The organism is Pseudomonas sp. S2_H10 (assembly GCF_054668285.1).
In genome coordinates this window covers 3,579,974-3,602,780 of the sequence record NZ_CP162754.1, presented here as the reverse complement: position 1 = coordinate 3,602,780, position 22,807 = coordinate 3,579,974, and the positions used below count along the sequence as shown (strand labels likewise).

General features: G+C 60.1%; 21 protein-coding genes. 7 read left to right on the top strand and 14 right to left on the bottom strand.

What is annotated here, in order from left to right:
• Positions 1–13 precede the first annotated feature (13 nt).
• Positions 14–1,198 carry a C17 cyclopropane fatty acid synthase CfaB gene (cfaB, locus tag AB4O16_RS16170; protein ID WP_460155304.1) on the top strand — a complete coding sequence of 395 codons (1,185 nt, stop codon included), beginning with the start codon at positions 14–16 and terminating at the stop codon, positions 1,196–1,198.
• Here the strand turns inward: cfaB and cls are convergent.
• Complete coding sequence (gene cls, locus AB4O16_RS16165) at positions 1,195–2,634, bottom strand: cardiolipin synthase (protein ID WP_160388605.1); 1,440 nt, start codon at positions 2,632–2,634, stop codon at positions 1,195–1,197. The two genes, cfaB and cls, sit on opposite strands and share 4 nt — an antisense overlap.
• Before the next feature lie 133 nt (positions 2,635–2,767).
• On the opposite strand from cls, the gene AB4O16_RS16160 reads away from it, so the two are divergent.
• Positions 2,768–3,289 (top strand): DUF3617 domain-containing protein, encoded by a 522-nt coding sequence (locus tag AB4O16_RS16160; RefSeq protein WP_103396008.1) that lies wholly within the window; start codon positions 2,768–2,770, stop codon positions 3,287–3,289.
• A 91-nt stretch (positions 3,290–3,380) separates the two neighbouring features.
• Here the strand turns inward: AB4O16_RS16160 and AB4O16_RS16155 are convergent, their stop codons facing one another.
• From AB4O16_RS16155 to folE2, 6 genes are all read right to left on the bottom strand, one after another.
• Complete coding sequence (locus tag AB4O16_RS16155; protein WP_160388674.1) at positions 3,381–4,268, bottom strand: His/Gly/Thr/Pro-type tRNA ligase C-terminal domain-containing protein; 888 nt, start codon at positions 4,266–4,268, stop codon at positions 3,381–3,383.
• Positions 4,269–4,349: 81 nt separating this feature from the next.
• On the bottom strand, positions 4,350–4,910 hold the full coding sequence (locus AB4O16_RS16150) for a gamma carbonic anhydrase family protein (protein ID WP_160388606.1): 561 nt from the start codon (positions 4,908–4,910) through the stop codon (positions 4,350–4,352).
• Positions 4,907–5,782 (bottom strand): metal ABC transporter substrate-binding protein, encoded by an 876-nt coding sequence (locus AB4O16_RS16145; protein WP_160388607.1) that lies wholly within the window; start codon positions 5,780–5,782, stop codon positions 4,907–4,909. Before AB4O16_RS16145 ends, AB4O16_RS16150 begins: the two co-directional genes overlap by 4 nt.
• Positions 5,783–5,793: 11 nt before the next feature.
• A complete protein-coding gene (locus AB4O16_RS16140; RefSeq protein ID WP_160388608.1) occupies positions 5,794–6,660 on the bottom strand; it encodes a metal ABC transporter permease in 867 nt (288 codons plus the stop codon).
• The gene (locus AB4O16_RS16135; RefSeq protein WP_160388609.1) at positions 6,660–7,328 is read right to left on the bottom strand and encodes a metal ABC transporter ATP-binding protein; all 669 of its coding nucleotides are present in this window, start codon (positions 7,326–7,328) and stop codon (positions 6,660–6,662) included. Before AB4O16_RS16135 ends, AB4O16_RS16140 begins: the two co-directional genes overlap by 1 nt.
• Positions 7,325–8,221, bottom strand: coding sequence for a GTP cyclohydrolase FolE2 (folE2, locus tag AB4O16_RS16130; RefSeq protein ID WP_160388610.1), 897 nt, complete (start codon positions 8,219–8,221; stop codon positions 7,325–7,327). The genes AB4O16_RS16135 and folE2 overlap by 4 nt, the downstream gene beginning before the upstream one ends.
• 241 nt (positions 8,222–8,462) lie before the next feature.
• Between folE2 and zigA the strand changes: the two genes are divergently transcribed.
• The gene (zigA, locus tag AB4O16_RS16125; protein ID WP_160388611.1) at positions 8,463–9,668 is read left to right on the top strand and encodes a zinc metallochaperone GTPase ZigA; all 1,206 of its coding nucleotides are present in this window, start codon (positions 8,463–8,465) and stop codon (positions 9,666–9,668) included.
• Positions 9,669–9,683: 15 nt separating this feature from the next.
• Here the strand turns inward: zigA and AB4O16_RS16120 are convergent, their stop codons facing one another.
• Complete coding sequence (locus AB4O16_RS16120) at positions 9,684–10,040, bottom strand: NADH:ubiquinone oxidoreductase (protein ID WP_460155303.1); 357 nt, start codon at positions 10,038–10,040, stop codon at positions 9,684–9,686.
• Positions 10,041–10,067: 27 nt separating this feature from the next.
• On the opposite strand from AB4O16_RS16120, the gene AB4O16_RS16115 reads away from it, so the two are divergent.
• Complete coding sequence (locus AB4O16_RS16115; protein WP_160388613.1) at positions 10,068–11,039, top strand: CobW family GTP-binding protein; 972 nt, start codon at positions 10,068–10,070, stop codon at positions 11,037–11,039.
• A gap of 4 nt (positions 11,040–11,043) precedes the next feature.
• On the opposite strand, the gene AB4O16_RS16110 is transcribed toward AB4O16_RS16115, so the two are convergent.
• Complete coding sequence (locus tag AB4O16_RS16110; RefSeq protein ID WP_160388614.1) at positions 11,044–11,457, bottom strand: DUF3301 domain-containing protein; 414 nt, start codon at positions 11,455–11,457, stop codon at positions 11,044–11,046.
• 119 nt (positions 11,458–11,576) lie between these two features.
• Between AB4O16_RS16110 and pdxY the strand changes: the two genes are divergently transcribed.
• Positions 11,577–12,449 (top strand): pyridoxal kinase PdxY, encoded by an 873-nt coding sequence (gene pdxY / locus AB4O16_RS16105; RefSeq protein ID WP_160388615.1) that lies wholly within the window; start codon positions 11,577–11,579, stop codon positions 12,447–12,449.
• A 113-nt stretch (positions 12,450–12,562) separates the two neighbouring features.
• Here pdxY and AB4O16_RS16100 read toward each other — a convergent pair whose 3' ends face one another.
• On the bottom strand, positions 12,563–13,045 hold the full coding sequence (locus AB4O16_RS16100) for an acyl-CoA thioesterase (protein ID WP_160388616.1): 483 nt from the start codon (positions 13,043–13,045) through the stop codon (positions 12,563–12,565).
• Between the two features lie 285 nt (positions 13,046–13,330).
• On the opposite strand from AB4O16_RS16100, the gene AB4O16_RS16095 reads away from it, so the two are divergent.
• A complete protein-coding gene (locus AB4O16_RS16095) occupies positions 13,331–15,094 on the top strand; it encodes a cation:proton antiporter (RefSeq protein ID WP_160388617.1) in 1,764 nt (587 codons plus the stop codon).
• Positions 15,095–15,116: 22 nt separating this feature from the next.
• On the opposite strand, the gene AB4O16_RS16090 is transcribed toward AB4O16_RS16095, so the two are convergent.
• From AB4O16_RS16090 to uvrD, 4 genes are all read right to left on the bottom strand, one after another.
• On the bottom strand, positions 15,117–15,524 hold the full coding sequence (locus AB4O16_RS16090) for an SMI1/KNR4 family protein (protein ID WP_077430996.1): 408 nt from the start codon (positions 15,522–15,524) through the stop codon (positions 15,117–15,119).
• A 138-nt stretch (positions 15,525–15,662) separates the two neighbouring features.
• Positions 15,663–16,541, bottom strand: a complete 879-nt coding sequence (locus AB4O16_RS16085) for a Tim44 domain-containing protein (RefSeq protein ID WP_150716607.1) — start codon at positions 16,539–16,541, stop codon at positions 15,663–15,665.
• 179 nt (positions 16,542–16,720) lie between these two features.
• Complete coding sequence (locus AB4O16_RS16080; protein ID WP_160388618.1) at positions 16,721–17,161, bottom strand: EamA family transporter; 441 nt, start codon at positions 17,159–17,161, stop codon at positions 16,721–16,723.
• Positions 17,162–17,308: 147 nt separating this feature from the next.
• On the bottom strand, positions 17,309–19,492 hold the full coding sequence (gene uvrD / locus AB4O16_RS16075) for a DNA helicase II (protein WP_160388619.1): 2,184 nt from the start codon (positions 19,490–19,492) through the stop codon (positions 17,309–17,311).
• Positions 19,493–19,748: 256 nt separating this feature from the next.
• Here uvrD and AB4O16_RS16070 point away from each other — a divergent pair, with 256 nt between their 5' ends.
• Positions 19,749–22,619 (top strand): EAL domain-containing protein, encoded by a 2,871-nt coding sequence (locus tag AB4O16_RS16070; RefSeq protein ID WP_160388620.1) that lies wholly within the window; start codon positions 19,749–19,751, stop codon positions 22,617–22,619.
• Positions 22,620–22,807 lie beyond the last annotated feature (188 nt).

Below are 22,807 nucleotides of genomic sequence, written 5' to 3'. Positions count from 1 at the left end.
AAGGGGGTTATCCATGCTCGCGCAACTACCACCGGCCTTACAGAATCTGCAATTACCGCTTCGCCTGAGACTCTGGGACGGCCATGAATTCAATCTGGGACCGACGCCCAGCGTCACGATTGTGGTCAAGGACCCACAAATGGTCACCCAGTTTACCCATCCAAGCCTGGATGCCCTCGGCGCTGCATTTGTCGAAGGCAAACTGGAACTTGAAGGCTCCATCAGCGACGTGATCCGCGTCTGTGATGAATGGAGCCAGGCGTTGCTGAATGAAGACGACGACAGTCAGCCTGTTCGCAGCGCCCACGATAAAGAGATGGATGCCAAGGCGATTTCCTACCACTACGACCTGTCCAACGAGTTCTATCAGCTGTGGCTCGATAGCGACATGGCCTATTCCTGCGCTTACTTCGAGACCGGCAGCGAAAGTCTGGAGCAGGCCCAGCAAGCCAAGTTCCGTCATTTGTGCCGCAAGCTGCGCCTGCAGCCCGGCGAATATCTGCTGGATGTGGGTTGCGGTTGGGGTGGATTGGCTCGTTTTGCGGCGCGGGAGTTTGGCGCGAAAGTGTTTGGTATCACCCTCAGCAAGGAGCAGTTGGCCCTGGCCCGGGAACGCGTAAAAGCGGAGGGCCTGGAGGACTTGGTCGAACTGCAACTGCTCGACTATCGAGATCTGCCGCAGGATGGCCGATTCGATAAGGTCGTCAGCGTCGGCATGTTCGAACACGTCGGCCACGCCAATCTTGCCGAGTACTGCAAGACCCTGTTCGGTGCGGTGAAAGAGGGCGGCCTGGTGATGAACCACGGGATCACCGCCAAATTCACCGATGGCCGTCCGGTAGGACGCGGTGCGGGTGATTTCATCGAGAAATATGTGTTCCCCAACGGCGAACTGCCGCACCTGTCGATGATCTCTGCCGAGATCAGTGAGGTCGGGCTGGAAATCGTCGACGTCGAGAGTTTGCGCCTGCACTACGCTCGCACGCTCGATCACTGGAGCGAACGCCTGGAAGACAACCTCGAAGCGGCCTCCAAACTGGTACCGGAACAAGTCCTGCGCATCTGGCGGCTGTACCTGGCCGGTTGCGCCTACGCGTTTGCCCGCGGCTGGATCAACCTGCACCAGATACTCGCGGTGAAGGCCCACGCCGATGGCAGTCATGAACTGCCATGGACCCGGGACGATATCTACCTTTAAAGAATCGGTGAAATAAGCCGGGCGACCCGCATGCCGACCTGTTGGACGCGGCGGGTTTCCCGGCCTTCTTCCTTGGCGATTTCGTGGGCGTTGGCAAAGTCATCGTTGAGCATCTGTTCCACCTCGGCGGCAAAGGCGCTGTCGACGGTCAGCAACATCACTTCGAAATTCAGGCGGAACGAGCGGTTGTCCAGGTTGGCGCTGCCGATGGCGCTGATTTCGCTGTCGATCAATACCACTTTCTGGTGCAGGAACCCGGGTTCGTAACGGAACACCCGCACACCGGCGCGCACCGCTTCGAAGGCGTAGAGGCTAGAGGCGGCGTAGACGATTCGGTGATCGGGGCGCGACGGCAGCAGCAGGCGCACGTCCACTCCGCGCAGGACCGCCAGGCGCAGGGCCGCGAACACGGCTTCGTCTGGGATGAAATACGGGCTGGTAATCCAGACCCGCTCGGTCGCCGCGTGGATGGCTTCGACAAAAAACAGCGAACAGGTTTCGTAGGCATCTGCCGGCCCGCTGGCGAGCAACTGGCACAACACACCGTCTTCCGGGTAGACCTCGGGCAGGATCAGCGGCGGCAGTGCGCGAGCCACCCAGAACCAGTCTTCGGCGAAAGACTCCTGCATACAGGCCACCACCGGCCCGCGCACTTGCACGTGGGTATCGCGCCAAGGGGCCAGGGGCGGTTTCTCGCCCATGTATTCGTCTCCGACGTTGTGCCCGCCGACGAACCCGAGAATGCCGTCCACCACGACAATCTTGCGGTGGTTGCGAAAGTTCACCTGGAAGCGATTGAGCCAGCCACTGCGGGTGGCGAAGGCTTTGACCTCGACCCCGCCATCACGCAGCGCCTGCACATAGGCGTGGGGCAGGGAGTGGCTGCCGATTCGGTCATACAACAGGTAAATCGCCACGCCTTCGGCGGCTTTCTTCAATAGCAGTGTTTGCAGGCGTTGGCCGAGGCGGTCGTCGTGAACGATGAAAAACTGGACCAATACCGCTTCTTTCGCCTGGCTGATGGCCTCGAAAATGGCCTCGAACGTCGCTTGGCCGTTGATCAACAAGCGCATCTCGTTGTTGGCCAGGCACGGCATGTGTCCGAGCTTGGGCATCGCTCTGAGTGAGTCGTACGCCGAGGAGGCGCGGGCGGTGAGTGCTTCTTCCACCCAGGGTCGCCAGTTGAGTTCGGAGATCGCCTTGCGCATTTCCTCGTTGGCCTGTCGACGGGCCTTGATGTAGCCGTCGAACGTGCTGCGGCCGAACACCAGGTAGGGGATCAGCGTGAGGTAAGGGATGAAGAACAGCGACAGGGCCCAGGCGATCGCGCCTTGGGCGGTACGAACGGTCAACACGGCGTGGATGGCCGCGATCATGCCCAGCGAGTGCAAGAGGGCGATGGTATAACCGAAAATATGCGGTCCGAAATAATCCATGGGGGGCTGCCTTGCTCCTGAAGATTCAGTGCTTAACAGACCATGTTCCGTGCAGAATGTCGCTAATTAATTGGCCCATGAACCGAAGCTCGCGGCTGACGTCTAACGGCCACTACTGATCAGGAGTTACTCGATGAACGTTCGTCTGCTGGGTTTGGCCATGGCACTTGGGTTGGCACTTCCTGTGGCGGCTCACGCGCAAATGCTGCAACCAGGATTGTGGGAGTTGACCACGAGCAACATGAAGGTCGACGAGCAGAACATGCCGGACCTGCAGTTGATCCTCGGTCAGCTCCAGAGCCAGATGACCCCTGAGCAGCGAGCAATGCTGGAAAAACAGGGCATCACCATGGGCGGCAAAGGGATCCGGGCGTGCCTGACTCCGGAGCAGGTCAAGACCGACAACATTCCCCTGACCGATCCGCAGTCGGGCTGCAAACAGGAAATCACCGACCGCTCCGGTAATCAGTGGAAATTCCGCTTCAGCTGCCCGAAAGCCCAAGGTGCGGGTGTGGCGACATTCCTCAGTGATCGCGAATTCACCACCAAGGTCAACGGCACGTTCAACGCCACCGGCATTCAGCAGAAGGGCAGCCTCGAATCCCGCGCCGTCTGGCTGGGGCAGGATTGCGGCACTGTGAAGCCGAGAGCCTAAAAGCTTCGTCGGATCGCCGCCCGGAGCAGGCTCGCTCCCACATTGATTGTGTGTTCCCTGTGGGAGCGAGCCTGCTCGCGAAAGCGTCCATTCAGCCGCCCTGGATCCCCGGCTGACTCAACCATTCACACGCCGCCTCGACGGCCATCCGGCCAAAATCCTCCCCCGTGCGACTGCGTACACTGACAAATCCACCAGCCTGTTCTTTTTCGCCGACCACCACCAGGTACGGCACGCTACGGCTGTGCTGGCGAATCTTGTAGCGGACTTTTTCGTTACGCAGGTCGGCCTTGGCGCGCACGCCTTTTCGGCGCAAAGATTCGGTCACCGCTTGGGCATAAGTCGCCTGGCGGTCATCCATGCTCACGACGACTACGTGGGGTGGAAGGCTCCAGTGTTGCAGCTCCTGATGGCTGGACCAACATGTGCCGTAGATCCGTTGTTGCAACGTGCCGCTGATGTGATCGAGGGCGAACGCCTGCAAGACTCTGGTGGTGGGGACGTGCGGTCCATGGCTCTGGTATTCGCTGTCCCCCAGGCGGTACAGCGGAATCTCTTCGCGATGGGGTCGACGACGGATCGAGTGATTGGTCGCTGCCAGTGACTGCATGCGCGCTTGGATGAGGGGCAGGTCCGCCGGGGTCAACGGTCGCTCGACTGCAAACTCGTAAAAAAAACCGTCACCCAACTCCCTGCCTGCGCGCATTTGCGCATGGGGGTGAAGTTGCTTGACCGCCATGGCCAGCATCAATGCGCAGGAGCGGCGCAGGATCTCCAGGCCGTCCGGCTCCCGGGGGGTGACAATGCTGACCCGGGCATTTGCCTCGATCATGTATTCGCAGTCCACCAGGACCCCATTGACCCGGCCCGCTACCGCAGCGCTGGCCAATTCGGGGCCGATGCTGGCGGCCAACTCGTGCACGGACAGCGGCTGGTCGTACTCACGCAATGAACCATCGGGCAGGGTGATCTGGATCATGGTCGGCGTACTCAGGTGCATCTAACGAGCGTTATCGCATAAACCGCAGGGGCGAACATTAAGGCGTTTGTCGAGCCAGCGTCAGAACTCGTTTTGCAGGGCTTTGTAGCCGCGCACCAGGTCGACGTTGGTGCGCGCCACGTCTTCGGAAAACTCCGATGCACTGACGCTCACCGGCGGGTATTGCGAGAGGTCGGTGTTGGGGCCGATCCGCGTGGTGGAGGGCACGTAGAAGGCCTCAGGCAGGTCACGACCGTCGACCACAGAGTTGTGCCGCACCACGCAACCGTCACCGACCACGCAGTTGAACAGCACGCTGTTGAAACCGATGAACACCCGATTGCCCACGGTGCAGGGGCCATGCACGATCGAGCGGTGGGCGATGGAACTGAATTCGCCGATGGTCACCGCCGCACCGGATTTGGAGTGGACCACCACACCGTCCTGGATGTTCGAGTTGGCACCAATGGTGATCGGCTGCATGTCGCCGGAGGCATCGACTTCATCAGCGCGAATCACGGCGTATGGCCCGACGAACACGTTCTCGCCGATCACCACTTTGCCGCAGATGATTGCCGTCTTGTCGACGTAGGCCGACTCGGCAATCCGCGGTAGATCTCCGGAAGGATTCTTGCGGATCATGGCTGCCTCAACGCGTTGTACAGGGTGTTGAGGTTGTACTCGAACAACCCGGTGAAGGTGCTGGCCGGACCGCTGGCCGCCAGGGCATCGGAGTACAGCGTGCCGCCGATCTGCGCGCCGCTTTCGTCTGCAATCTGCTTGAGCAGTCGGGCGTCCTTGATGTTTTCCATGAACACCGCCTTGACCCTGGCCTGACGAATCTGGGTGATCAATGCAGCCACTTCGGCGGCGGAAGGTTCGCGTTCGGTGGACAGGCCTTGAGGCGCCATGAACTCGATGCCATAGGCCTGGCCGAGATAACCGAAGGCGTCATGGGAGGTTACGATCTTGCGATTGCCCGGTGGCAATGAACCGAGCTTGGCCTTGGCTTCGGCGAGCAGGGCATGGACCTGTTTCAGGTACGCCTGGCTGTTGCGCTCATAGTCGGCGCTGTTCGCCGGGTCCGCCGCGATCAGCGCCCTGGTGATGTTGGCGATGTACAACTCGGTGTTCGCCAGGTTATGCCAGGCATGCGGGTCGGGAACGGTCTCGCCGTCTTCATCCAGGCTGCGCGGAATGACGCCGCGGCTTGCGCTGATGACTGGCGCTTTGGTCTCGGTACTGGTCACCAGGCGATCCAGCCAGGGTTCGAAACCCAAGCCGTTCTTGATGATGAGCCTGGCTCTGAGCAGCGCCTTGGCGTCGTCCGGTGTCGGCTCGTAGGTATGGGCATCCGCGTCCGGGCCGACCATATTGGTGATCTGGATGTGATCCTTGCCGACCTGGCGGGTCATGTCGGCAAGGATGCTGAAGCTGGTGACCACCTGAAGTTTTTCGGCGGCAGACAGCGACATTGATACCAACAAACTGAACAACACGAGTAAAGCGCGCATCGGGTAACACCTCATTGGGATGTGAGCAAAGGCGGGCGGCGCAGCAAGCCGTGCACCGGCCCGAACACCACGGACAACAGATATCCGCCGCCTGCCACCAGGACAATTGCCGGGCCACTGGGCAGCGAGTAATGGAACGAGATCAGCAACCCGAGCCATACCGAGAGGCTGCCGAGCAGGGCGGCGACGGCGATCAGTACCGGCAGGCGACGACTCCAGAAACGCGCCGCGGCGGCAGGCAGCATCATCAGACCGACGACCATCAACGCGCCGATCGCCTGGAAACCGATGACCAGGTTCAACACCACCAGTGTCAGGAACACGCCGTGGGCCAGTGGCCCGAGTCGGCTGACGGTTTGTAGAAATAACGGATCGAGGGTGTCGAGCAGCAGGGGCCTGTAGATCAGTGCCATGGCAATCAGGCTCAGGCCCGAGACCCAAAGCATGCCGGTCAAGGTGGGGCCGTCGACTGCCAGCGCCGAGCCAAACAGCAGGTGCAACAGGTCCAGGCGCTTGCCGGCGATGCCGAGAATCAGTACGCCACAGGCCAGGGAAATCGGGTAGATCGCCGCGAGGCTGGCGTCCTCTCGCAGGCCGGTGCGTCGGGTAATCCAGGCCGCGAGGCCCGCCATGCTCAGGCCGGCACCGAGGCCGCCGATGGTCAGTGCCGGGAGACTCAAGCCAGCAAACCAGAAGCCCAGAGCCGCACCTGGGAGGATGCCGTGGGCCACTGCATCGCCGATCAGGCTCATGCGTCTGAGGATCAGAAACACCCCAAGGGGCGCCGTACTGCACGCCAGGACCAGGCCACCGAACAGCGCCCGACGCATGAAAACGAACTCTTGGAACGGTTGCCAGAGATGCGCGGCAGCGATCATCAGGCCACCTGCGATCGGGGTTGTTGGCGGATCAGTTCGGCGCTTGGGCCGAATACACAACCGCTGCTTTTGATCAGCAGCGTGTGTGGAATGTGTTCGCGGACAGCGGCGAGGTCATGACAAACCACCACCAGTGTTCGGCCTTCGAGATGCCATTGGTCCATGTGCTTCCAAAGCAACGCCTGGCCGAGTTCATCGAGAGCCGCGTGGGGTTCGTCGAGCAACAGCAAAGGCGCTTCGGTCAGGCTCAAGCGGGCGAGCAGGGCGCGTTGCAATTCACCGCCGGAGAGGGCCATCAAGGGTCGATCTTCCAGGCCGTTCAGGCGCCAGTTTTCGAGGACGGCTTGCAGTCGCTGCCTGCGGACTTCCGGAGTTTGTTTACTGCCCCAGAAACCGGCAGCGACCAGTGCCTGAAGACTGATTGGAAACTGCCGGTCCAGATGTTGTTGCTGAGGCAGGAACGACACTCCGCCCCGGTGCGGAGCACCTAGACGCACCTTCCCGGCCAAGGGTTTTTGCAAGCCGGCGATGACTTTCAACAGGCTGCTTTTGCCGGCGCCGTTCGCCCCGATGATGGCCGTCAGGCTACCCCTCGGCAGTTCGCAGTCCAGCGCTGGCGTGAGTGGCTGTCCCGGTGCGCCCCAGCGCAAAGCATGGCAAGCGATCATGCGACCTCCCAGTTGAGTCGGCTCTCGGCGACGGCGTCGTGGGCGTGCAGGCTTTCGGCGTGAATGACACGAATGTGGAAGGCGCTGATGCCCGTGGAGCGCTGCAGGGCCAGATTCAAACGGCGTGCGGCGTCTTCGCAGAACATCAGGTTCTGACCATTGGCCAAGGCGAAGGCTTGCTCGTCGGCGCGTTTTACCGCTGTTTGAACGGCTGTGCCGAGTGCGGCTTCGGCGTCATTGATGACTGCGATCAGAGGCAGCTCATCCAGAAAATCAGCCAGCCGTACGCGCAACTTCGCGCTGCTGCGTTGGCTGTGAGGTGTGGCGACGATGCCCTTGGTCGAGCCGAGCCAGGCTAAAACGTCAGCGTGTTGCAGTGACTTGTTGGCGAAATCGTCGACGAATTGCTGCTGAATCAACTGGCGAGAAAGGGCCGCGGAACATGGACAGGTTGAGGAGTAAGGCACCTCAATTTTTAGTTCCACGTGGAACATCGCGTTTTTCAAGCGCGCTTCAATGCTCACCGGATAGCTTTTCCAGCCTGCCAATGGACTGATCAACGCCGGTCTTTTAAGCAGCACATCGGTGTGAATGGTTAAGTGAGCACTGCTGGACAGCCCTTCATGGCTCTCAAGAAAACGCTGCAGAATCCGCCGCAATAACGCTGGGGAAAGGTTTTCCTGCTCCAACAATTCAAGCGCCAGATACAGGCGTGACATGTGAATGCCGCGCGCATTGCCATCATCGAGGCTTACGCCGGCATCGGCCTTTGCATTCAGCCGTTGGCCATCAAATAAAACGGGAAGAGCAATGCCGCACATGCCCACCCACTCCAGTGGCAGGGCTTGGCGTGAGGCCTGCGCGGCGATATCCGGCAGAGTCAGCGCATTCATGAGCAGGTCCATCGTGGGAGTTGATTTAGGATGTTATAGTATAACAATCAAATCGACGATGCCTTTTTCATGAACAGGTCTTCATCTTTCACGGACCCATGGGATTTCTCGCGAAGGGGGAACGCGTCCAGCATCGTGGCCTTGCTGTGTCGGGCAAAGGGATGGTTTATTAGCTTTGTTATATTATAACATTAAAATAAGCCCGACACCGTGACCGGGCATCCCTGTGAGGAATATGCAGATGTCCAATCGACTTCCCGTGACCGTTCTCTCCGGCTTTCTTGGCGCCGGAAAAAGTACACTTCTTAATTACATACTACGTAATCGCGATGGCTTGCGCGTGGCGGTCATCGTCAACGATATGAGCGAAATCAACGTCGATGGCACCGAAGTTCAGCGCGATGTCAGTCTTAACCGGGCTGAAGAACGGTTGGTTGAAATGAGTAACGGGTGTATTTGCTGTACGTTACGTGAAGATTTGCTCGAGGAAGTCAGTCAACTCGCCAGAGAGGGGCGCTTCGACTATCTGCTGATCGAGTCCACGGGCATTTCCGAACCGCTGCCAGTGGCGGAAACCTTCACCTTCCGCGATGAAAACGGCCAGAGCCTCAACGACATCGCCCGGCTCGACACCATGGTCACGGTGGTCGATGGCATGAACTTCCTGCTTGATTACCAGGCGGCCGAAAGCCTGGCCTCGCGAGGAGAAACACTGGGGGATGACGACGAGCGTTCCATTACCGACCTGTTGATCGAGCAGGTCGAGTTCGCCGATGTGATTTTGCTCAGCAAGATCGACTTGATCAGCAGCCACCAACGCGAGGAGTTGATCGCCATACTGGAACGGCTCAACGCCAGGGCGGAAATCATCCCGATGGCGATGGGCGAAATCCCCTTGGACAAGATCCTCAACACCGGTCGTTTTGATTTCGAAAAAGCCGCCCAGGCACCGGGATGGTTGCAGGAACTGCGCGGTGAACACGTGCCCGAAACCGAAGAGTACGGCATTGCGTCCAGCGCTTACCGGGCCCGCCGGCCGTTCCATCCGCAGCGGTTCTTCAACTTCATCGATGGCCCCTGGGACAACGGCAAGCTGCTGCGCTCCAAGGGCTTTTTCTGGCTGGCGAGCAAGCACATGGATGCCGGCAGCTGGTCTCAGGCCGGTGGCTTGATGCGCTATGGTTTTGCCGGACGCTGGTGGCGTTTCGTACCGAAAAACCAATGGCCGCAGGACGAAGAAAGTACCGCCGGGATCATGAAGAACTGGGCCGCCGACAGCGGGGACTGTCGCCAGGAACTGGTGTTCATCGGCCAGGACATCGACTTCACGCAACTCACGGCCGAACTGGACGCCTGCCTGCTGACTGATGAGGAAATGGCGCTGGGTGTAGAGGGCTGGCGTTTGCTGCCTGATCCATTCGGTCCTTGGTATGAAGAAGCCGCCTGATCCGCTACTGGCGCTTCAAGGCTTGAGCCAGGTGCCCTGGCTCTGGCCTTCGCAGTACGGCTGCAAATACGCCGCGTCGGTGGCAACGCCGTAATAGTGAATATCTTGGCGGTAGGGCATATTGGCGACTTGGGCGTTGCTGCAAATGCCGAATGAGCCGCCGGGGCATTGATCGACATACCGCACTTCGACTTTCTGCCCCGCCAGGTTCGGTTGGCAGAAACCATCGGCGAAGAGTTTTGGCGGGATAGTGCGGTTCTGCTGGCAAACCTGGATATCCAGCCGCTCGGCCTGGCTGTGAACCACACAAGCCTGGGCCAGCGCCTCGCCCGAAACGAGTGCCAGAAGCAACGACAAGCCAATCAACCGCATTCATTACCTCCTCAGAAATCATCGACCATGCTGCAGAATATCCCCACTCATGTGATTGCCGGCCCGTTGGGCGCCGGCAAGACCAGCCTGATCAAGCACCTGCTGGCCCAGCGCCCGGCCGGTGAGCGGTGGGCGGTGTTGATCAACGAGTTTGGCCAGATCGGTCTCGACGCTGCGCTACTGACCCGGGACGCCGATGGTATCGCACTGGGTGAAGTGGCCGGGGGCTGCTTGTGTTGCGTCAACGGTGCGCCGTTTCAGATTGGTCTTGGGCGCTTGTTGCGCAAGGCGCAACCGGATCGCCTGTTCATCGAACCCTCGGGGCTGGGGCATCCGGCACAGTTGCTCCGGCAGTTGAGCGAAGCGCCGTGGCAAGGCGTGTTGGCTGTTCAGCCGTGTGTGCTGGTGTTGGATGCCCAGGCGCTCGCCGCTGGCAAGCCGTTGCCGCAGGCCCAACAGCAAGCACTGAGCCATGCAGGATTGTTGCTGCTGAACAAATCTGAAGGTCTCGAAGATGAAAGTCGCCAGCGAATCGCCGGGCAATTGCCGCCAACCCCTTTGTACTGGACGCAACAGGCGGTTTTACCCTTGAGCGCATTACCGGGCCTGAATGCCAAAGCGCTGGCGGGTGTGGATAACTTTGTCGTGCCCAAGGGATTGGCGCCGCTGCCGGCGGTCTGGAGCGATCCCGCGTTGCCCATTTGCTTGAGTCAGGAGCAGGACGGAGGCTGGAGCATCGGATGGCGTTGGCACCCAAGCCAGGTGTTTGATGCCGCCCGGGTTGGCTGCTGGCTTGAAAGCCTGGACTGGCGGCGGGCGAAGCTGGTTATCCACAGTGCCCAAGGGTGGGTTTCGGCGAATGCGCTGGATAACTCGGTGCTGGAGTGGCGGGCCAGTGAATGGCGGCAGGACTCACGCATCGAGCTGATTTTCAGTGAACCGCAGAATGCAGACCTGTTGCAGAGTGAACTGGCTGCATGCCGATCCGGATCGGGTTAACCCATCAGGGCCGCCACTTGGTGTGTTCCTGACGCCACTGGCTCAGTTCGATCACTTCTGCACGGGGTTTCACCACATCGACCACCGGTTCGGTTTCGTCGAACGGGACCGGGTAGGGCGCCAGTTCAATCTGTGCGCTGTGGGCGCCGAACTGAGTGATGGTGCCGTTGTGGCGGGTTTCACCGGTCACGGTGAATTCGAAGTTGTACACGCGGGCCAGGCGTCGGCGACCACCGGCATCCCTGATGAACGCGATTCTTTTCAAGGCCACGTTGCCGTCGAGCAATTCGATCCCGAGCTTGCTGCAATGCTGCTTGACCCGCTCCAGCGCGCGCTCGCGCAAGCCGTGGTTGTGCCACAGCCATGCGCCGGCAGTGGCGAACAGCATCAGCACGAATATATTTCCAAGGGTCAGCATCAACAGGGTGCTCCAACAAGATAGTGTCAGCTTAACTGTGTCGCTGGTCTGTCGTACAGGCTGCGTTTAGTCGCATACTGCGCGGCTAGAATTTCAATCGTTTTACGGAAATCCACCGCATGAAACGTACACCGCATTTGCTCGCTATCCAGTCCCACGTGGTATTCGGTCACGCCGGCAACAGTGCCGCTGTTTTCCCGATGCAACGGGTCGGGGTGAATGTCTGGCCGCTCAACACCGTGCAGTTCTCCAATCACACCCAGTACGGCCAGTGGGCCGGTGAAGTGCTGGCGCCGCACCAGATACCGGAGCTGGTCGAAGGCATCGCGGCGATTGGCGAGCTGGGTAACTGTGATGCGGTGCTCTCCGGTTACCTCGGCAGCGCCGCCCAGGGACGGGCGATCTTGACGGGGGTGGCGCGGATCAAGTCGATGAATCCCAAGGCGCTGTACCTGTGTGACCCGGTCATGGGGCATCCGGAAAAAGGCTGCAGTGTGCCGGCGGAAGTCAGTGATTTTCTGCTGGAGGAGGCCGCCGCCGTGGCGGACTTCATGTGTCCGAACCAGCTGGAGCTGGACAGCTTCTCCGGGCGCAAGCCGCAATCACTGTTCGATTGCCTGGCCATGGCGCGTGCCTTGCTGGCGCGCGGCCCGAAAGCGGTGCTGGTCAAGCATCTGGACTATCCGGGTAAACCGGCAGGGGTCTTCGAGATGCTGCTGGTGACGGCCGAAGGCAGCTGGCATTTGCAGCGCCCGTTGCTGGCGTTTCCACGTCAACCGGTGGGCGTGGGCGATCTGACGTCGGGGCTGTTCCTGGCGCGCGTGCTGTTGGGTGACAGTCTGGTGGCCGCATTCGAGTTCACGGCTTCGGCGGTGCATGAAGTGCTGCTGGAAACCCAGGCGTGTGCCAGCTACGAATTGGAACTGGTTCGGGCTCAGGACCGGATTGCCCATCCGCGGGTGCGGTTCGAGGCGACCTCGATCAGCCTTTGATTGAGCGTTGTTCCCATCGCGGGCAAGCCCGCTCCCACATTTGATCTTCGGTGTTGCATAGATCCAGTGTGGGAGCGGGCTTGCCCGCGATGGCGATTTATTGATCGAACACGTCAGGCGTCGCCCTTGATCTCCTGATAGCGCTTTTCCGACTCCTGACGAATCTGCCGGCGCTGCTGAGCCTGGATGAAGCGGCGCTTGCTCTCGCTGTTGTCCGGTTGCAGCGGTGGCACCTGGGCGGGCTTGCGCTGGTCATCCACCGCCACCATGGTGAAGAAGCAACTGTTGGTGTGACGCACCGAGCGCTCGCGGATGTTCTCGGTCACCACTTTGATGCCCACCTCCATGGAGGTGTTGCCGGTGTAGTTCACCGAGGCGAGAAAGGTGACCAGTTCGCCGACATGGATCGGCTCACGGAAAATGACCTGGTCCACCGACAGAGTAACCACATAGCGACCGGCATAACGGCTGGCGCAGGCGTAGGCCACTTCGTCCAGGTACTTGAGCAGGGTGCCACCGTGAACATTGCCAGAGAAGTTGGCCATGTCAGGGGTCATCAATACCGTCATCGACAGCTGGGCGTTTCCGGGTTCCATAGCATTCTCACGGGTCAAGGCCAGGTTAGAGGAATGCACCTCTGCGGGTGCCTCGGTGGTTTTTTCAAACCAACAGTTATCGGGACGCCGGGTACCGGGTCGCCGTCACGCCGGATCGATCTGTTTCCATATATTGCACCGCCTTTCTGCCCGAAGTCGCGGTGTTACCCTGCAAAAGCCCGGACACAGGGACATTTCCTACGCGCAAGCAGACTTTTGTTCGGCTCGATCAGACGTATTCCTGCGTCTGTGAATCGGGCAACTTCAATCAGGGAGCCACTCGCCATGCATGCCATCAGTTTCATTCAGGATCTGGCAGTGATCATGTTGATCGCAGGGGTGGTGACCGTGGTTTTCCATCGCCTGAAACAACCGGTGGTGCTGGGCTACATTGTCGCCGGTTTCATCATTGGCCCGCACACCCCGCCGTTCGGCCTGATCCATGACGAGCAAACCATCAAGACCCTGGCTGAACTCGGGGTGATTTTCCTGATGTTCTGCCTGGGCCTTGAGTTCAGTCTGCGCAAGCTGTTCAAGGTGGGTGCCACGGCATTCATCGCGGCATTCCTGGAAATCGTGCTGATGATCTGGATCGGCTACGAGATCGGTCGCTGGTTTGACTGGAACACCATGGATTCACTGTTCCTCGGTGCGATCCTGGCGATTTCCTCAACCACCATCATCGTCAAGGCGCTCAATGACCTGAAGTTGAAGAACGAGCGGTTTGCGCAGTTGATATTCGGTGTGCTGATCGTTGAAGACATCCTGGGCATCGGCATCATCGCGCTGCTGTCCAGCATCGCCGTCAGCGGTACGGTCAGCTCCGGCGAAGTATTTTCCACGGTCGGCAAACTGTCGCTGTTCATGATCGTCGCATTGGTCGTCGGCATTCTGATGGTGCCGCGGCTATTGGCTTACGTGGCCAGGTTCGAAAGCAACGAAATGTTGCTGATCACGGTGCTGGGCTTGTGCTTCGGCTTCTGCCTGCTGGTGGTCAAGCTTGAATACAGCATGGTCCTCGGCGCGTTCCTGATCGGCGCGATCATGGCCGAGTCCAGGCAGCTGCTGAAAATAGAGCGCTTGATTGAACCGGTTCGTGATCTTTTCAGTGCGATTTTCTTCGTGGCCATCGGGCTGATGCTCGATCCGGCGATCCTGCTTCAGTACGCGTGGCCAATCGCCGTAATCACCGTAGCCGTGGTGCTCGGCAAGATGTTGTCCTGCGGCCTTGGTGCCTTTATCGCCGGCAATGACGGACGCACCTCGCTGCGAGTCGGGATGGGGCTTTCACAGATTGGCGAATTTTCTTTCATCATCGCGGCGCTGGGCATGACGTTGCAGGTCACCAGTAATTTCCTCTACCCGGTTGCCGTGGCGGTATCGGTGATTACCACGTTACTGACGCCCTATCTGATTCGGGCGGCGGATCCCCTGTCGATCAAGCTTGGCGAGATCATGCCCGAACGTCTGGGGCGAGTGCTGGGGATGTACGGCGAATGGTTGCGCAGCATCCAGCCTCAGGGTGAGGGGGCGTTGCTGGCGTCGATGATCAGAAGGATTTTGCTACAGGTCGGCGTCAATCTGGCGCTGGTGATCGCGATCTTCTTCTCGGGTGCGTTCTTTGCCGAGCGCATATCGGCCTACTTGCAAGGCTGGATCAGTGACCCCAGCTGGCAGAAGGCATTGATCTGGGGCGGAGCCCTGTTGTTGTCGCTGCCTTTTTTGATTGCGGCGTACCGCAAGCTCAAAGCACTGTCGATGTTGCTGGCGGAAATGGGCGTGAAGCCAGAGATGGCCGGGCGGCACACGCAGCGAGTGCGTAGGGTGGTCGCCGAAGTGATCCCGATCCTGTCGCTGCTGGTGATCTTCCTGCTGTTGGCAGCCTTGTCGGCCAGTATTCTGCCGACCAACAAGTTGCTGGTGCTGATCGCCGTGGTCGCGGCCGCCGTGGCGGCGCTGCTATGGCGCTGGTTCATTCGTGTGCATACGCGGATGCAGGTGGCGTTGCTGGAAACCCTCGATAATCACAAGGAGTCGTCCGGGCATTGACCACCTTGCGGCACTGGCTGGATCAGCTTTCCAGCCAGACGTCCCGCGCCCAGTGCCACACCGACTCCCAGGTTTCTTCGGCGATCAGCTCTTCTTCGGCCTGCCAAAGCACCACGGTGCCGTCTTCTTCTACCAGATAGTAGTCGTCACCGTCCTGGCAGATCGGAATCATGCTGCGATCGACACCGGCGTCCCAGGCGTTGGCGGCAACGTCGGGCAGGTAGGTGTGGGATTGCGGGTCGGTCACGGTGACCGGCTCCAGGCTGCCGTAGACCACATCGCTGACGGTCAGCAGAAACTCCCTGAAGACGAACGGAATGTCGATGAACAGTTGTTCTTCGATTTCGACCAGCAGGTCTTCGTCAGGCAATTCCAAGGGGACCGGTACCGGCTCGTTGGCTTCACGCAGTTGTTCGATGATTTCTTCCACGTCCGGGATCCTCTTGCTTGTTTGGCGCGGTTTATATGGGGCGGTTTATACAGTAGCTTGCTATAGATGCAACCGCGAAATAGAAAACCCCGGCCGAGGCCGGGGTTTTGTTTACAACAGATGAAGCTCTGCGCGGGATCAGCCGTTCTGGCGGATACCTGCCACCAGCCAAGGCTGGTTTTCGCCCTGTGCGCGTTCCATGTTCCAGCTTTCGCTGAAGACTTCGCCCTGGTCGAAACGCGAGGTTTTCGACAAGCCGGTGAAGGTCAGGGTGGCGATGGTCTTGTCGGCGCGATCGTCCACACCGTCCAGCTGAACATTGAGGTTATCAATGTAGGTGGACTGGAAGCCGTCGCCCAGATCGGCACGCTCACGCTTGAGGAACTCCAGCATCTGCGGGGTCACGAACTCGGCGATCTTGTCCATTTCGTTGGCATCCCAGTGCTGTTGCAGGGACTGGAAGTGATTGCGCGCCGCTTCGACGAAGTTTTGTTCGTTGAACCAGGCGGGTGCGTTGATCACCGGGCGAGCGGCAACAGGCGCAGCCGAACCACCGAAGATCGAACCGCCGGCAGGCTTTTGTTCGAACGCTTCGCGCTGCATCGGCGCGTGGCCGGCCGGAGCGTACTGCTCCTGCTGCTTGCGACGACGGGCGGCGATAAAGCGGAAGACCAGGAACGCAATGACAGCCATGATCAGGATGTCGAAGATCTGCATGCCCTGGAAGCCGTCACCCATGAACATGGAGGCCAGCAGGCCACCGGCCGCGATACCGGCCAGAGGGCCGAGCCAGCGCGAAGCGCCACCGGCCTTGGCAGCGGCGCCAGCGGCACCGGCAGCACCAGCGGTCGCCGCAGCGCCGCCCATGCCTGGAGAAGAAGGAGCCATCTGGCTGGTCTGGTGCGTCGGCGCAGCGCCTGCGCTTTTGCCACCACCGAAGCGCTTGGCGGCATTGACGTCGAGACTCATCGTCAGGCCGATGCACAACGCCATGGCGATGCTAAGAAAACGTTTCATAAAGGGAATTCCCATTTGTGGAAGGCACGCGCGCCATGTTGCACAGCTGAAGTGTTACTGGCTAGCGGCAGAGTGTTTCGGGCTTTTGCCTGACGGGTTTCATTCAGCTTTCGTCAGCGCAATAGGGCCTTTTGACTTTGATCTGTCAGATGAGTGGATAGGGTTTGTAGGACGGTTGCCTAGCGACGTAATGCCAGCATGACGACTCCGGCCGTGATCAGACCGATTCCGCCCCATTGGCGCAGGTCGAGTTTTTCACCCAGCAGGACAACGCCAAGAACGGCCACCAGCACCACGCTGAGTTTGTCCACCGGGGCAACCAGTGACGCCGGCCCGACCTTGAGTGCGCGGAAATAGCAGATCCACGACGCACCGGTAGCCAGGCCCGACAGCAACAGGAACAGGTAGCTCTTCGCAGAGATCGATCCCAATGACTGATATTGGCCCGTGGCGTACAAAATCAAGGCCAGGCTGACCAGTACCACTATCGTGCGCAGCAGGGTGGCGAAGTCGGAATTGACGTTTTCGATGCCGATTTTCGCGAAAATGGCGGTCATGGCCGCGAACGCCGCCGATAACAGGGCCCAGAATGTCCAGGAGGAAAAAAAGCCTGAGCCCATCTCATTGCACCTTCGGTCAGTTCAACATGTGGGAGCGGGCTTGGTCCGGGCGGCGATCCGACGATGAGCCCGGGAACGCTGCGGGGCGCCAGGCTTCCCGCGTTATCGTTGACGACCATCGCGAGCAGGCTCGCTCCTACAGAAAAGCTAGACTGCTTCCAGCTTCGCATACCCCAGCATCAACCACTTGCTGCCTTCGCTGAAGTTCACCTGCACCCGGGCCTGAGCCCCGGCACCTTCGAAGTTGAGGATCACGCCGTCACCGAAGATCGAGTGGCGCACAGTCTGGCCCAAGCTGAAGCCGGTTTCCGGAATCTCGCTGCCGCTGAACAGGTTGCTGCCGCTCATCGACTGGTTGCCGCCAAACGGACGGCTGACGCTGTTGGACAAGCGCACTTCCTGAATCAGCCCTTTCGGCACTTCGCGTACGAAGCGTGACACCTTGTTGTAGGTCTCGCTGCCATACAGGCGTCGGGTTTCGGCGTAGGTCATCACCAGGTTCTGCATGGCCCGGGTAATGCCGACGTAGGCCAGGCGACGCTCTTCCTCGAGGCGGCCGGGTTCTTCCAGGCTCATCTTGTGCGGGAACAGGCCTTCTTCCATGCCCACCAGGAACACGTAAGGGAATTCCAGGCCCTTGGCGCTGTGCAGGGTCATCAGTTGAATGCTGTCTTCGTGCTCGTCGGCCTGGGTATCGCCCGCCTCCAGCGACGCGTGACCGAGGAACGCTGCCAGTGGCGTCAGGTCTTCGTCTTCTTCGGTGTTTTCGAAGTTGCGCGCGGCGCTCACCAGTTCCTCAAGGTTTTCTACCCGGGCCTGGCCTTTCTCGCCTTTTTCCGCTTCGTGATAGGCAATCAGCCCCGACTGCTCGATGACAGTCTGGGTCATCAGGTGCAGCGGCATGTCCATGCACTTGGCGGCGAGGTTCTCGATCAGCTCGATAAACGCGCCGAGGGCACCGGCCGCACGACCGGTGAGGCCTTTGTTGGCCACCAGCTGGCGCATCGCTTCCCACATCGACACATCGCTGTGGCGTGCATGGTCGCGGATCGCTTCGACGGTTTTCTCGCCAATGCCACGGGCCGGCACGTTGATCACCCGTTCCAGCGCAGCATCGTTGCCCCGACCTTCGAGCAGGCGCAGGTACGCCATGGCGTTCTTGATTTCGGCGCGTTCGAAGAAGCGCTGACCGCCATAGATGCGGTACGGAATGCGCTCGCGCAGCAAGGCTTCTTCGAGAACGCGCGATTGGGCGTTGGAGCGGTACAGAATCGCGATATCGCTGCGAGACAGACCGGTTTTCAGCGCGCTTTCGATGGTTTCGACAACGTAGCGTGCTTCGTCGTGTTCGTTGAAGGCGGCGTACAGGTTGATTGCTTCGCCTTCGCCGCCGTCGGTCCACAGCTCTTTGCCCAGGCGCCCGGTGTTGTTGGCGATCAAGGCGTTGGCAGCCTTCAGGATGCCGGCGGTGGAGCGATAGTTTTGCTCCAGGCGAATGGTTTCGGCGTCCGGGAAGTCTTCGGAATACTGGTAGATGTTCTCGATTTTCGCGCCACGCCAGCCGTAGATCGACTGGTCGTCGTCGCCCACCACCATCAGGCTGTCGCCACCCTTGGCCAGCAGGCGCAACCAGGCGTACTGCACGGCGTTGGTGTCCTGGAACTCGTCCACCAGGATGTGCCGGAAGCGCTTCTGGTAATGCGCCAGCAGACCGGGGTGATCGCGCCAGAGGTCGAGGGCGCGCAGCAGCAGTTCGGAGAAGTCGATGACACCTGCGCGCAGGCACGCGGCCTCGTAGGCTTCATAGATGCCGCGCATGGTCGCCAGGAACAGGTCGCCGCTGGCCTGGATGTGTTGCGGACGCAGGCCTTCGTCTTTCTGGCCGTTGATGAACCATTGGGCCTGACGGGCCGGCCAGCGTTGTTCGTCGAGGCCGAGCTCGCGGATCACCCGCTTGACCAGCCGTTGCTGGTCGTCGCTGTCGAGAATCTGGAAGGTCTGGCTCAAGCCCGCTTCCTGCCAGTGTGCCCGCAACAAGCGGTGCGCCAGGCCGTGGAAGGTGCCGACCCACATACCGGCCGGATTGATGCCCATCAGCTGCTCGATGCGCTGGCGCATCTCGGCAGCCGCCTTGTTGGTGAAGGTCACCGACAGGATGGAGTGGGGCGAGGCGTTTTCGACCTGGATCAACCAGGCGATACGGTGCACCAGCACTCGGGTTTTACCGGAGCCAGCACCGGCCAGGACCAACTGACGACCCACGGGGGCTGCTACAGCCTGGCGTTGGGCATCGTTGAGGGAGTTCAGCAGAAGGGAGAGATCATCGCGCATCGGGGCATTCTAGGGGGCTGCGACACACCGGGCAAACTCCGCTTCGCTTTAACCGATGAAAGTTATGTGAGGGACGACCGGTCGGTCATCGGCTGCGGGCGTTGGCAGGGCTTGCCTTTAGCGTTTCCAGGGTCATCGGCGACTGAAAAATTTGGCGATTTATTGATCAGCAGCAGTTTGGTCCGGGCAATTGCTTGTGTATGCTCCGAGCAGTTTCGGGCACATGCTCATCATTATAAGAACAAGAACATCGCCTATGACCCTCAGCTTCGACCTGTCGGGCCCCACTGTGGAGCCCCGGGTGATCCGTAAACAGTACGCCATGGAAATGGCGGTCGAACGCACGCGCCTGTTGTACCAGGGCTCGCTGCTGCCCACGTTGTTCATGCTGATCAATGGCCTGGTCTGTGCCGGTTTGCTCTGGAGCCCGCAGCGCTATTTCCTGGTCAGTGTCTGGCTGGTGTGGTTGTTGTCTTTGGTGGCATTGCGGGTGATTCAGGTCGCAGCCTTCGATTCGGCCATTCCCAATCGTCAGGCCCAGCCCATTTGGCGACGGATGTTCTTGCTGGGCTCCGGCCTCACCGGCCTGACCCTGGCCGGTGCCGGCATCGCCCTGGTGCCCGCCGACAACTTCATTCAGCAAGCCTGGGTCTTCGGCCTCATCGGTGCCGCAGCGCTCTCGGCCAGCGTGGCTTATGCGGTGAGTTTGCCGGCCTTTCTGTCTTTTACCTTGCCTTGCCTGTTGCCGGCCATCGCCTACATGTTTTTGGGGGCTGATGAACAGCAACATGGCTGGGGCTGGTTCGGGCTGATCCTGCTCGGCGCATTGAGCGTGGTTGCGTGGCAGGTCAATCGGTTGATCGATAGGGGCTTGATGCGGCGCTTTCAGAACCAGGCACTGATCGAGCATCTGCAGCAGGCACAAAACTGCAGTGACCAGCTCAATCAGAAACTGGCCAAGGAGATCGAACAGCGCCGCCGCGCCGACAATGAATTGCGAGAGATACAGGTCGACCTGGAAAACCGTGTCGCTCAGCGCAGCCTGGAACTGGACGCCGCCAACCAGGCGCTGAGCAAGAGCGAAGCACGCCTGGCGCTGGCATTGAAGGCCAGCGAGTTGGGGTTGTGGGACTGGAATCTGCAAACCGACGAAGTCCATCACACGCAGATTCAGGAACTGTTCGGCCTGGAGCCGGAACAGGTCACGGCACTACTGCGCCACCTCAAGCCGCGCCTTCATCCCGATGATCTTCCTGCGCTGAAAAGGGCGCTGGTCGAGCATTTGAAGGGCCGCACCGAGGATTATCAGATCGAATACCGCGTGCGGCACGGCGACGGCCACTGGGTATGGATCGAGGACCGTGGGCGGGCGGTCGAGCGTGCCGAAAATGGCCGGGTGATTCGCATGGTTGGCACTCGCCGCGACATCAGCGTCAGCAAGGGCCTGGAAGAGCAGCGGCAACTGGCGGCGACTGTGTTCGAGGCGGCCAGCGAAGGGATCGTGATTTTCGATCCGAACTATGCCCTGATCGCAGTGAATCAAGCCTTCAGCCGGGTGACCGGCTATGACATCGAGGACATGATCGGGCGCAATGTCGTCGAGTTGCCTTGCAGTCGCGATGCGCGTCGGCATTACGCCGCAATACATCAGGCGCTGGAGCAGGAAGGCAGCTGGCAGGGCGAACTGGTGGAAACCCGCAAGAACGGCGAGATGTATCCGCAATGGCTGCAACTGAATGCCGTGCGCGATCCCCGGGGAAATGTCAGTCATATTGTGGGCTTCTTCGCTGATCTCTCGGCCCGTCGGGAATCAGAAGAGCGCATGCGTTATCTGACCCATTACGACGAACTGACCGGGCTGGCCAACCGCGCGATGTTCCGCGAACGACTCAGTGAAGCTCATCAGCGAGTGCGGCAGGGCGGTTATCGCAGCCTGGCCTTGCTGCACATCAATCTCGATCGGTTCAAGCAACTCAACGACAGCCTGGGGCATGAAGTCGCCGACCAGTTGTTGCAGAAAATGGCGCGGCGACTGGTCAATGCATTGCCGGAGGCCGACACCATCGCGCGCCTTTCCGGTGACGAGTTTGCCGTGCTGTTCAACTCTTACGGCAACCTGTCGAGCCTGGCCCGGGTAGCGACTCGCCTGGCGAGCAAGCTGCGCTTGCCGGTGACCATCGATGGGCATGAACTGGTGGTCAGCGCGTCGATGGGCATCAGCTTGTTACCGGACAGCGCCCGGGAAATTTCGGCATTGGTCAACCAGTCGAACATGGCCATGCAGCACGCCAAACACCTGGGGGGTAATAATTTCCAGTTCTACACCGACAGTCTGCAAGCCAGCACGCTGGAGCGGTTGCAGCTGGAAAACCATTTGCGCAAGGCCGTCGAAGAGCAGCAGCTGAAGGTGTTTTACCAGCCCAAGCTGTGCCTTGCCACGGGCAAGCTCAATGCCGCCGAGGCGTTGGTGCGCTGGGATCATCCGACCATGGGGCGCGTGCCGCCGGGGGATTTCATCGGCCTGGCTGAAGAAACCGGATTGATCGGCCCGATCGGTGAGTTCGTGCTGCGCCAGGCCTGCTGGCAAGCCTGTGAGTGGCAGCGGCAGGGGCTCGAAGCGATTCGGGTGTCGGTCAATCTGTCGGTGCATCAATTGCGCCAGGGCAAGCTGGTCAGCCTGGTGCGGCAGGTGCTGGAAGAGACCGGGCTGGCGCCGCAACTGTTGGAGTTGGAGCTCACCGAAAGCCAGTTGCTGGACAGCGTCGAACACATCATCGCGACGTTCCAGCAGTTGCGCGATCTGGGGGTGAAGCTGGCCATTGACGATTTTGGCACCGGTTACTCGTCACTGAGCTACCTCAAGCGTATTCCGGTGGACTACGTGAAAATCGATCAGGCGTTTATCCGCGGATTGGGAGAGGGCACCGAGGATGCGGCGATCACCCGGGCCATCATTGCCATGGCTCACGGCTTGTCGTTGAAGGTCGTGGCGGAGGGGGTGGAGCGGGAAGAACAGCTGGAGTTCCTGAAAGCCGAGCGCTGCGATGAAGTGCAGGGTTATTTGATCAGCCGCCCGGTCGAGGCCGAGACGCTGGCCGGTTTGCTGCACGCGCAAGCTGCAAGCTGACGAGGATACGCAGGGCACTTTTGTCCTTTAAAACGTGCACCCGCTGCATTTGGACAGGCGCCAGAGTGCTACATGAAGCGCGGGCACGTGAAAACGAGGGATTCGGTAACGCATTGAGCAGGCAAAAAGCCAATTCATGTAGTATAACTACAAGCGTGCTACATCCCCGGCACCTGCCAATAACAAAG